This is a genomic window from Saccharothrix sp. ST-888 (genome assembly GCF_000955975.1).
GTDB lineage: Bacteria > Actinomycetota > Actinomycetes > Streptomycetales > Streptomycetaceae > Kitasatospora.
Window position 1 is genome coordinate 51,494 of record NZ_JYJF01000029.1, and the last position, 11,610, is coordinate 63,103.

General features: G+C 72.0%; 8 protein-coding genes and 1 tRNA gene. All 9 read left to right on the forward strand.

Annotation, left to right across the window (positions count from 1 at the left end; all coding sequences use genetic code 11):
- Positions 1-369: 369 nt before the first annotated feature.
- The 9 genes from UK12_RS12645 (at position 370) to UK12_RS39630 (ending at position 11,217) form a co-directional block, all read left to right on the forward strand.
- The gene (locus tag UK12_RS12645) at positions 370-1,632 is read left to right on the forward strand and encodes a MurT ligase domain-containing protein (protein ID WP_045302989.1); all 1,263 of its coding nucleotides are present in this window, start codon (positions 370-372) and stop codon (positions 1,630-1,632) included.
- Positions 1,632-2,588 (forward strand): type 1 glutamine amidotransferase, encoded by a 957-nt coding sequence (locus UK12_RS12650; protein ID WP_231591171.1) that lies wholly within the window; start codon positions 1,632-1,634, stop codon positions 2,586-2,588. Before UK12_RS12645 ends, UK12_RS12650 begins: the two co-directional genes overlap by 1 nt.
- Positions 2,589-2,935: 347 nt before the next feature.
- On the forward strand, positions 2,936-3,961 hold the full coding sequence (locus tag UK12_RS12655; protein WP_045302990.1) for a 6-phosphofructokinase: 1,026 nt from the start codon (positions 2,936-2,938) through the stop codon (positions 3,959-3,961).
- Between the two features lie 477 nt (positions 3,962-4,438).
- On the forward strand, positions 4,439-5,191 hold the full coding sequence (locus tag UK12_RS12660) for an ABC transporter ATP-binding protein (RefSeq protein ID WP_045302991.1): 753 nt from the start codon (positions 4,439-4,441) through the stop codon (positions 5,189-5,191).
- On the forward strand, positions 5,188-6,951 hold the full coding sequence (locus UK12_RS12665) for a hypothetical protein (RefSeq protein ID WP_045302992.1): 1,764 nt from the start codon (positions 5,188-5,190) through the stop codon (positions 6,949-6,951). The genes UK12_RS12660 and UK12_RS12665 overlap by 4 nt, the downstream gene beginning before the upstream one ends.
- 305 nt (positions 6,952-7,256) lie before the next feature.
- Complete coding sequence (locus UK12_RS12670) at positions 7,257-8,207, forward strand: cytochrome c oxidase assembly protein (RefSeq protein WP_231591172.1); 951 nt, start codon at positions 7,257-7,259, stop codon at positions 8,205-8,207.
- Positions 8,208-8,380: 173 nt separating this feature from the next.
- On the forward strand, positions 8,381-8,782 hold the full coding sequence (locus UK12_RS12675) for a VOC family protein (protein WP_045302993.1): 402 nt from the start codon (positions 8,381-8,383) through the stop codon (positions 8,780-8,782).
- Positions 8,779-10,497: a recombinase family protein gene (locus tag UK12_RS12680; RefSeq protein WP_045302994.1), complete on the forward strand. Its 1,719-nt coding sequence runs from the start codon at positions 8,779-8,781 to the stop codon at positions 10,495-10,497. Before UK12_RS12675 ends, UK12_RS12680 begins: the two co-directional genes overlap by 4 nt.
- Positions 10,498-11,122: 625 nt before the next feature.
- Positions 11,123-11,217, forward strand: a tRNA-OTHER gene (locus UK12_RS39630).
- Positions 11,218-11,610 lie beyond the last annotated feature (393 nt).

The following is an 11,610-nucleotide window of genomic DNA, read 5'->3' on the forward strand; positions in this document are numbered from 1 at the left end:
TCTCCAGGGGCGCGGGGACCTGCGCGAGACGGAATATCCCTCTGCCGCACCGAACCTTGTACAGCACGTTGCACCGCCCCACCGGAGATCACGAGGTGCGACGTGCTGTCCGAGTACACAGTGCAGATCGGTGCCTTCCGTCTCGCGCAGTTCCCCGCGCCCCCGATGAGCAACCCCTTGCCCCTGAGAGGCCGCCTGGGAGGCTTCTGCCGAGGGCTCGTCAGGGCCCCGGCAAGGCAACCGAGGCAGGCCAGACCGGGTCCGGGACTCGGACCCGGCGCGCGGAGTGGGTAGGCTGGGCCCGTCCCCGCCGCCCGACGGTCCCCGCACGACCAAGGGCGGTGCCGCAGCAAGGAGGAACCACTGAGCATGCCAGGCACCGATTCGGAGGCCACGGCCGCACGCGAAGCCTCACTGCCCACCCGTGCCAAGCTCGCCGTGACGGCTGGCCGGGTTGCCGCCGCCCTCTCCCAGAAGGCCGGCCGGGGCAGTGGCTCGGTGATCGGCGGCAAGGTCGCCCTCAAGCTCGACCCCGATCTGCTCGCCACCCTGGCCGAGCACCTCGACGTCGTCCTGGTCAGCGCGACCAACGGCAAGACCACCACTACCCGGCTGATCGCCGAGGCCCTGCGGGCCGCGGGCCCGGTGGTCTCCAACGCCCTGGGCGCCAACATGCCCGCCGGTATCACCGCTGCGCTGGCAGGTGGTTCGGACGCCAAGTTCGGCGTGATCGAGGTCGACGAGAAGTACCTGGCCGGGGTCGCCCGCGACACCCGCCCGAAGGCCATAGCGCTGCTGAACCTCTCGCGCGACCAGCTGGACCGCGCCGCCGAGACCCGCATGATGGCCGAGAAGTGGCGCGAGGGCCTCAAGGACACCGACGCGGTGATCATCGCCAACGCGGACGACCCGCTGGTGACCTGGGCCGCGTCCTCCTGCCGCAAGGTGGTCTGGGTGGCCGCCGGTCAGGCGTGGAAGGAGGACGCCTGGTCCTGCCCGTCCTGTGGTGGCGTGATGCAGCGCCCCGGCGACGACTGGTTCTGCCAGGACTGCGGTTTCCGCCGTCCGCAGCCGCACTGGGCGCTCCAGGGCACCCACGTCATCGACCCGCAGCGCGGCGCCTGGCCGATCCAGCTCCAGCTGCCCGGCCGGGCCAACCTGGCGAACGCCACCAGCTCGGCCGCCGTGGCCGCGGTCTTCGGGGTGGCCCCGCAGGTCGCCCTCCAGCGGATGCAGTCGGTGACGGCGGTCGCGGGCCGCTACGACGTGGTCTCCTACCAGGGCCGCGACGTGCGCCTGCTGCTCGCGAAGAACCCGGCCGGCTGGCTGGAGACCTTCTCGCTGATCGACGGCCCCCCGGCCCCGGTGATCCTCTCGGTGAACGCGATGGACGCCGACGGCACCGACACCTCCTGGCTCTGGGACGTGGACTACGAGCGCCTGTCCGGCCACCCGATCTTCGTGATGGGCCAGCGCAAGCTGGACCTGGCCGTCCGCCTCGAGGTCGCGGGCCTGCAGTTCCAGGTGGTCGACTCGCTCGACCAGGCGGTCCAGATGGCACCGCCGGGACGCATCGAGGCGATCGCCAACTACACCGCGTTCCAGCAGCTGCGCAAGGCGGTGGCGAACTGATGTCGTACCCCTCCGGGCACCCGCAGCAGTACAACCCGCAGCAGCCCGCGCCGCAGCAGTACAACCCGCAGCAGGCCGCGCCGCAGCAGTACAACCCGCAGCAGGCCGCGCCGCAGCAGTACAACCCGCAGCCTGCACCTCAGCAGTACAGCCAGCAGCAGCCCGCGCCGCAGCAGTACGAGCCGCAGCAGCCCGCGCCGCAGCAGCAGCACGGAAGGTCTTCCCGGATGAGTGACAGCAACCTGCGCCTGGTCTGGGTCTACCCCGACCTGCTCAGCACCTACGGCGACCGCGGCAACGCGCTGGTCGTGGAGCGCCGGGCCCGCCAGCGCGGCCTCGGGGTGCAGCGCATCGACGTCCGCTCCGACCAGGCCGTGCCGACCAGCGGCGACATCTACCTGATCGGCGGCGGTGAGGACCGTCCGCAGCGGCTCGCGGCCGAGCGGCTGCGCAACGACTCCGGGCTGGTCCGGGCCGCCGAGAACGGCGCGATCATCTTCGCGGTCTGCGCCGGCTACCAGATCCTCGGCCGCGAGTTCATCAACGACCTCGGCGAGCGCGAGGCGGGCCTGGGCCTGCTCGACGTCTGGACCACCCGCGGCGAGGGCGCCCGCTGCGTCGGCGACGTGCTCGCCGAGGTGGACCCGCGGCTGGGCCTGCCGCAGCTGACCGGTTTCGAGAACCACCAGGGTGTCACCCACCTCGGCCAGGGCGTCTCGCCGTTCGCGAACGTCCAGGTCGGCCGGGGCAACGGCACCGGGGACGGCACCGAGGGCGCCTGGCGGGACACCGTCTTCGGCACCTACCTGCACGGCCCGGTGATGGCCCGCAACCCCGCCGTCGCCGACATGCTGATCAAGCTGGCGCTGGACGTGAACGCCCTGCCGCCGGCCGACACCACCTGGTACGACGCGCTGCGTGCCGAGCGGATCGCCGCGACCCGCCAGCCTGCCTGAGCGCCTCCTGCCACGGAGCGCTGCGACCGGTGCTTGGGCATCGATCTGACCGGATAGCGGTCAGTCGGTGCCCAAGCGCCGCCATATGTACGACAATGCAGCCGTACGACATTCAGCTCTACAGAGTCTTCTGGGCGCACACCCTCCTCGGCGCCCGGTGCAGTTTCTCGCGGGTGCGCCGACGGCGCCGCTCCCGCGTCGGCGCCTGCCCGGCCGGACGCAGGAGCCGTAAGCTGCCCTCTGACCCGATTCGATCACGTGTGTCCGAATTCGGGTGGTAGTCCGGCCGTCCGGTTCTTCCCCCCAGCCTGGCGGCTGGGAGGTGCCCCCAGGGGAGTTGCAAAGCAATGCGTATTGGTGTGCTGACCAGCGGCGGTGACTGCCCCGGCCTGAACGCCGTGATCCGTTCCGTGGTCCACCGGGGGGTGGTCGACCACGGTGACGAGATCATCGGGTTCCAGGACGGCTGGCGCGGACTCCTGGAGGGTGTCCACCGCCCCCTGACCCTCGACTCGGTGGGCGGCATCCTGGCCCAGGGCGGCACCATCCTGGGTTCCTCCCGGGTCCAGCCGAGCCACCTGCGGGACGGCGTCGAACGCGCCAAGAAGTACTGCCAGGACCTCGGCATCGACGCGATCATCCCGATCGGCGGCGAGGGCACCCTGAAGGCCGCCAAGCTGATGAGCGACGCGGGCCTGCCCGTGGTCGGTGTGCCGAAGACCATCGACAACGACATCGCCTGCACCGACGTCACCTTCGGTTTCGACACCGCCGTCTCGGTCGCCACCGACGCCCTGGACCGCCTCAAGACCACCGCCGAGTCGCACCAGCGGGTCATGGTGGTCGAGGTGATGGGCCGGCACACCGGCTGGATCGCGCTCAACGCGGGCATGGCCGCCGGCGCCCACGCGATCGTGGTCCCCGAGCGCCCGTTCCACATCGACAAGTTGACCGAGGTGGTCCGCGAACGCTTCGACCGGCAGAAGAAGTTCGCCATCGTGGTCTGCGCCGAGGGCGCCAAGCCCGAGCCCGGCACCATGCACTGGGAAGAAGGCAGCAAGGACATCTACGGTCACGAGCGCTTCACCGGCATCGCCACCCAGCTCTCGCGCGAGCTGGAGCACCGCCTGGGCAAGGAGGCCCGCCCGGTGATCCTCGGCCACACCCAGCGCGGCGGCACCCCGACCGCCTACGACCGGGTGCTCGCCACCCGCTTCGGCTGGCACGCCGTCGAGGCCGCCCACAAGGGCGCCTTCGGCCACATCACCGCACTCCAGGGCACCGAGATCAAGCTGGTCTCGCTGGCGGACGCGGTCGCCGAGCTGAAGACCGTCCCGGCCGAGCGCTACATCGAGGCCGAGACCGTCATCTAACCCGCACCGGACGCGCGACGGCCGGTCACCCTCCTGCCGGGAGGGCGACCGGCCGTCGGTCTTCCCGGGAGCAGCACCCGGTGGCGACAGGCCGGATCCGGGCCAGGCTGAGTGGGCATCCACTGACGCTCCGTCAGCGGACCGTCCCTGGCGGTCAACCGGCGCCTGGGCAGGGGCGCGTTCCACGTCCGCTCGGCCGGGGCATCCACGGCAGGACGGTTCGGCGAGCTCGGCACCGAGCCGCTCGGCTCGGGCCTCGCGCCGAACCCTGCCTGCCTGCCTGCCTGCCCGCCTGCCTCGACCTCGGCATGACCTCACCGGACCGGGACGGACTGCTCGCCCACAGCGATCCAGTGAACCTGCACGTTCCACTGCTGCCGGCCGGCCACGGGCCCGGGCCCCGTGCTCAGCCACCGGCCGGGGCCTTCCGGTCAGCCGATAGTGTGAGCGGACGTTTCGTCGAGAGGCTCCGTCCACATGGCCAAGATCCCCGCCGCACCGCCTGCTCGGGCGCGTAAGGCACTGCTCCAGCTGACCGGGGTGAGCCGCTCCTACGGCGAGCGCGAGGTCCTGCACCCCGTGGACCTGGCGCTGGCCGCCGGGGAGTGCGTCGCGCTGCTCGGCCACAACGGGTCGGGCAAGTCGACCCTGCTGCGGATCGCGGCCGGGCGCGATCTGCCGACCAAGGGGACGGTCCGCTTCGACGGGCTCCCGATGGACGAGAACGATCCGCGGATCCGGGCCAGGGTCGCCGTGGTCGGCGACATGGTCGCCTGCTACCCCGACCTCACGGTGCGCGAGCACCTGCTGCTGGTCGCCGCCGCCCACGGGGTGGCCGACGCCCAGGAGTGGGTCGAGCACGTGCTGGCCGACCGGATGCTCACCGAACGGGCCGACGCCCTGCCCTCGGCGCTCTCCTCAGGACAGATGCAGTCCCTCCTGCTGGCCTGCGCCCTGGTCCGGCCGCGCGATCTGCTGCTGCTGGACGAGCCCGAGCAGCGACTGGACCCCGATGCGCGCCGACGGCTCGCGGACCTGCTCCGGGCCGAGCTCGCGGACGGCGTGGCGGTGCTGCTGGTCACCCACCACACCGACCTCGCACGTGAGCTGGCCGACCGGGTGCTGGTCCTGGAGGACGGCCGGATCGTCACCCAGGGCCCGCCCCGGAAGGTCCTCGGGGACGGGGAGCGCGCCACGAACCGCAGCGCCGACCCGGCGGGTGCCCGGTGACCGCCGAGACCCGCGCCGACGATCCGGCCGCCCCGGACCTGGTCGACACCTCCGAGGACGCGGCCGAGGAGCCCGAGGACGCCGGCGAGGCTGCGGAGGCGCCCGCCGAGTGGTCCGCCGATGACGACTGGACCGACGAGACCCTGGCACTGCTGCGGGCACTGCGCGCGCCGCACCGTCGCCAGCGGGCCAAGCAGATCGGCTTCGCGGTCTACTGCACGCTGCTCGTACTGGTCGTCTGGGGAGCCGTACCGAGCCTCGGGCTGTTCCTCCAGGCCTCGACGGGCACCGACTACACCGGCCACGGCAGCACCCTGCTCGCCGCGATGCCCAGCGGCATCGCGGCCATCGGGCTCGCCGCTGTGCTGCTCGTCGTCCGCGACGGGCTCTGGCGCGGACCGGTCGTACCGCCCCGGGCGACGGCCGACTGGCTGCTCGCCCACCCGGTCCGTCCCCGCCCGGTGCTCCGGCCGTGGTTCTGGCTCTCCTGCGGACTGGCCCTGTTCCCCGGACTGGTGACGGCCTGCGGCGGCATGGTCGCGCTGGGGCTGACCCTGCGGGTCGGGCTGCCCGCCGCACTCGGCTGGTGCCTGGTCGGCGGGGCCTGTCTGCCGCTGCTGGCCACCTGCGCCGGGCTGCTGGTGGAACGCAGCGACCGGGCCGCCCAGTGGGTGCGGCGGCTCACCCCCTACGCGACGCTGCTGGTGGTGGCACTCGGGACGCAGAGCGTCCTCGCCGCCACCGGGCACCCGGTGCACTGGCTGGAGCGGGTGGAACTGTGGTCGGGCCCGTGGGGCTGGGCCGGGATCGCCGCGCTGGCGCCGACCCGGGCGGCCGTACCCGGTGCCTGGGTGGCAGCCGGGCTGCTGATCGTGCCCACCCTGGTCTGCCTGGTGCTCGCCGACCGGGCCGCCGCGACCGTGCCGCTGATCCGGCTGCGGGAGCGGGCCCGGGCCGCGGCCGGGGTGCTGGCCGCGCTGCGGACTATCGAGCTGCGTGCCGCACGGCTCGCCGTGACCACCGCCTCGGGTGGCACCCGGCAGCGCCGGGTCCGACTGCCCGCGCCGCGCCGGGCCTGGCTGGTGGTCCCGTGGCGGGACGCGCTCGCGCTGCTCCGCTCCCCCGCCCGGCTTGGCCGGGCCGTGGTGCTCACGGTGCCGGCGCTGCTCTGCGCGGTGCTGGCCCACGGGTTCCGGGGCGTGCCCTCCGCGCTGGCCACGGCCTTCGCCCTGGTCTTCGGCTACCTGGCCGTCGCCCAGCTGCTCGAACCCGCCCGGATCGAGACGGACGACGTCCGGCGGGCCTCCTGGTCCCCCTACCCCGTCTCCGACCTGATGCTGCGGCACGCGATCCTGCCGACGCTGGTCGGCGTCCTGCTCGGGCTGGCCTGTTCGCTGCTGCTCGTGCTGTCCGGCGGCGGCCCGGCCGCCTGGCTGGTGCCCGCCACGGTCCCCGCCATGGTCGGGGCGGGGCTGGTGAACGCCTGCCGCGGCGTGATCCGCCAGGACCTCATGTACTCCGCGCGGCAGGGGGCCGGCGGGGGCGCGGGTCCGTTCGTCTTCGCCGCCTGGTACGCGGCCGGGCCGGCGGTGGCGGTGCTGGTGCTGACCCTGCCGTTCTCGACGGCGCTGCGCGGCACGGCGGCGGCCCCCATCGGCACGGCCGCGCTGTGGAGCCTGGTCCTGGCGGCGGGGCTGCTGCGCTGGGCCTGGGGCAGGGCCCGGAAGCTGACCGCGCAGGCCCGACCGGTCAGCGCCTGAGACGGCCGGCCCGGCTCGCCCCGGCGGCGGGCCGGGCCTCGTCGATCCGCACCCCGGTCACCCTCCCGGCGCCCGCCGCTCCCGGGCGGTGACCGGGCGGTGACCGGGCCGTTCCGGGCCGTACCGTTCCCGGGCCGTTCCGGACGGGGTCGGCTGTCAGCAGGGCGTAAGGCACGCCTAGGCTAGGGGCCGAAGAAATCGGACGAACCGGACCTCGATCGGGACCGGACGACCGGACGACCGAGGGAAAGCGGGACGCGCCGATGGGCGACGGCATGGCAGGGATGCACCATCACCACGGGGGCATGGGCACGCTCGGGCCGTTCACCCTCGACAACGTCCTGACCTGGTCGCCCGACTGGCCGTTCCTGGTCGCCGGCCTGCTGGCGCTCGCGCTGTACGGCGCGGGAGTGGTCCGGCTGGCCCGGCGCGGGGACCGCTGGCCGATCGGCCGGACCATCGCCTGGGTCGCCGGGATCGGCACCATCCTGCTGGTCACCTGCACCGGGCTGAACGACTACGGCATGGCGCTGTACAGCGCGCACATGATCCAGCACATGGTGCTCTCCATGCTCTCCCCCATCCTGCTGCTGCTGGGCGGGCCGATCACGCTGGCGCTGCGTTCGCTGCGTCCGGCGCGCAAGGGCAGCGGGCGGGGGCCGCGCGAGCTGCTGGTGGCCCTGCTGCACAGCCGGTACGTCCGGGTGATCTCGCACCCGGCGTTCACCATCCCGCTCTTCGTCGCGAGCCTCTACGGCCTGTACTTCACGCCGCTCTTCGACTACCTGATGCAGTACCGGATCGGCCACATCGCGATGATGGTGCACTTCCTGGCGGCGGGGATGCTCTTCTTCTGGCCGATCATGGGCGTCGACCCCGGACCGCACCGGCCCGGCTTCGTGATGCGGATCATCGAGCTCTTCATGGGTATGCCGTTCCACGCCTTCTTCGGTGTCGCGGTGATGATGGCCAGCCACCCGCTGGTCACCACCTTCACCGTCGAGGGCGCACCGCCCGGTACCGACCTGATCACCGACCAGAAGCTCGCGGGTGGTATCACCTGGGCCTTCGGTGAGATCCCGACCGCGATCGTGCTGATCGCGCTGACGCTCCAGTGGGCCAAGTCCGAGGAGCGCCAGGCCCGCCGCCGCGACCGCGCCGCCGACCGCAACGGCGACGCCGAGCTGGCCGCCTACAACGCGTACCTCGCCTCGCTGGACAAGCGCGGCGGCAAGCCGGTCACCGACGCGGGCTGAGCCCGGCTCACGTTCTCCCGAGGCCCCGTTTCCCACCGTCCGCACGGGCGGTGGGGAACGGGGCCTCGTCGTTCCGCCCGGGCGACGCCTCGGGCGGGGTCCGGTTCACACGGCTCCGGCGGGTGCTGCACACTGGTCCGCATCGATGATCGACCCGGCTGGAGGATTCTGCCGTGCCTGCTCGTTTCAAGGACCTGTGCCTGGACGCCAACGACCACCAGGCGCTTGCCGACTGGTGGTGCACCGCCATGGGGTACGTCCGCCGCCCCGGCAGCCACGAGCCCGGCTGGCCCGTACCGATCGAGGACCCGACCGGTGCCGGCCCGCTGATCTGGGTCAACCCGGTGGCCGGGCCGAAGACCGTCAAGAACCGCGTCCACCTCGACGTCTTCGGCGACACCGCCGAACTCCTCGCCCTCGGGGCCACCCTGGTCCGCGAACGCGGCGGCGACATCGAGTGGGACATCCTGTCGGACCCCAACACTCCGGACTACCAGTTCTGGAGTGACCCCCGGTGCCGACCGCCACCCTTACCCGTGACCAGCGGAATTCGTCCCCCTCTCCGGAGGACATGACTACTGGCAGCCTGCCCGGCACGGAGGGCACCGTCTTTACCGGGACGCTGCGAGGCGTCCGAGCAATCCGGTTGTCCGTCCTCACCGACGAGACGACCAGCCCCGAGCGGCAGCGCGAGGCAGACGACCTAGTTGCCGCATCGCTCGGGATCGACTGCGGCGAGGGTGACCACCTCCGCGAAGCCGTCGACCTTGACGTGTCGGCGAGTAAGACCGGGCCTTTCGACCGCCCGCAGCTCGGCCGGTGGCTGAGTAACCCGGACAGCTTCGACGCCCTTGTGTGGTGGCGGTTCGACCGCGCTATCCGGTCCATGGCCCACATGCACGAACTCGCCAAGTGGGCGCGAGAGCACCGCAAAGTGTTGGTCTTCGCCGAGGGCATCGGCGGTGGCCGACTGGTCTTCGACTTCCGCAACCCCATGGACCCCATGGCCGAGTTGCAGATGTTGATGTTGGCATTCGCCGCACAGGTCGAGTCGCAGTCCATCAGCGACCGCGTGACCGGCGCCATGGCTGCCATGCGCAAGATGCCGCTTCGCTGGCGCGGCGGGGGCCGTCCGCCGTACGGCTACATGCCCGCCCCCATGCCCAAGGAACACGGCGGGGTCGGCTGGACCCTGGTGCCGGACCCCGATGCGGTCGAGGTCATTGAGCGCATCGTCCGTGAGCTTCTGGACAAGCGCACCGTCTCGGCCGTCGCCGCCGAACTCAACGCCGATGGTGTGCTGAGCCCGCGGGACTACTGGGCCGACAAGATGGGCCGAGAGCGCGGCGGCAAGACGGGCGGCGCCAAGGGACAGCACGTCGTCCGGGACACCTTCAAGTGGACTCCGGTGGTCATTACCCGGATGCTCCGGAGTGAGACGCTGCTCGGCTGGAAGCTGCACCGGGGCAAGCCGGTCCGGGACGCCGCAGGCAACCCGATCATGGCGACGGAACAGCCGATCATGACCCGCGAGGAGTTCGACCGGATCGGGGCGTTGCTGGACTCCCGCAGCATCAACAACGGGGACCGGCACGACACTGACGCGCTACTGCTGCGCGTGATCCACTGCGACGCCTGCGGCGGGCGCATGTACCTCAACAAGCAAGAGGGCAGGACGCCAACGTACAAGTGCAACAGCTTGGCCCGGGGCGACCTTTGCGACCTGCCTGCCAACGTGCGCGGTGACTGGGTGGACGACTTCGTGTCCGCCGAGTTCCTTCGCCTGGTCGGTGCCATCCCGACCACGCACGTTGTCGAGATACCCGGGTACGACCCCGAGCCCGAACTCAACTCCACCGTGGCGGAGTTCCGGGAGCACCAGCAGCAGAAGGGGCGCCAGAAGTCCCGGCACGCTGCGGCCGAGTGGCAGGCACACGCCGATGCACTGGACGCCCGGATTGCCGATCTGGAGAACCGGGAGAAGCGCGAGCCGCAGCGCATCGTGACGCCCACCGGCCGGACCTACGCGGACGAGTGGCGCGAGGCGGGCACGGACGCCCGGCGCGCGATGCTGGTGGACGCTGGCGCACGGCTGGAGGTCAAGCGGGGTACGCGCGGCGGGTGGCGGAGTCTCGACCTGCGTCGGGTGGAGTTCTCGGTACGCGGGGAGCTGGACCCGGCTATCGAGGAGTTGGCGGGGCTCCGGCCGGGGCTGAGCACGATCCCCGGGAGCGCTCCGGCGGACGGTAGCCGGGTCCGCCTCGCCGAGCCCGTCGCCGCAGCGGCGTAGCGCACCAGCGTGAGGAGGTGGTGACGGGTGACGTTGGAGACGCAAAATCTGGTTTCTCTATGACACTGCGAGTCTAGAGAAAACCTGATTCACCCTCTCCAACGTCACCCCATCACCACCGCGGGAATTCGTCCCCCTCTTCTACTCCCGGGAGAGGGGAACGGACGACCCGCACGGCGCCGCTCGGCGGGCCGCGGGAATTCGTCCCCCTCTTCTACTTCCGAGAGAGGGAGCGCAGGACTACCGCGCACCCCACTGGCTGGAATCGGCGGACCGAGTGCCCGCGCCCCTCTTTCGTAGCTCTGCCCGTGCACCACGCACCCGCGTTACCGGGTGGCCGCCGGAGTCGCGCGGCAGGGTGCGGGGGCTGCACCGCCCACGAGTAACCCGCCCACCAGGGCGAGCCGAAAGGGGTTGTAAGCGCGTGCAGTCCCCACTGCCCGGGCCGGTTCGCCGGCGCCGGGCGAGCAAGGGCACGAGCGCTCAGTTGGTGGGCGGCCGGACTCCAAATCCGGTGTGCGGGGGTTCGATTCCCTCTGGGCCTGCGAGAGGAACGGCACCAGACGGCGGAAGCTCCGGGGTGCCCGGGGCAGGGGTGACACGGTTCGCCTGCCGCACAGAACCAGCCCGCTGACCTAACGGCAGAGGTGCGCGGTACCGGCCCGTAGTGGGCGACGTCGGCCGCAGAGATCCCCGGTTCGACTCCGGGGGCGGGCACCAGCTCGACCACCATGACGACCACCAGGGGGCGGACATGCGCTGTATCGACTGTGAGGCGACCCCAACCCATCGGGGACGCTGCGAGGGCCACCACCAGGCGTACGAGGGACGCGCGAGCGTCCGTGCACGGCGTCGCCGGCAGGCTGTGACAGCCCGGGGCAACTCGGCAGCCGCGAGGCTCCGGAAGGGGCTGCGGAAGGCCGTCCAGGCGCGCTGTGCACGGTGCGGGCTGGAGTTCCTGCCGAGCGCCGTGGACGTCGACCACGTCATCCCGCTGGCCCTAGGGGGTGAGGACCAGGGCTGATGCGTTCTCAGCTCGTGAGACCGAGCAGGTCGAGGGCGTGGTCGGCGTGTGACCGGTAGTGGTCGGTCGCGGCAGCGATGTTGGTCCAG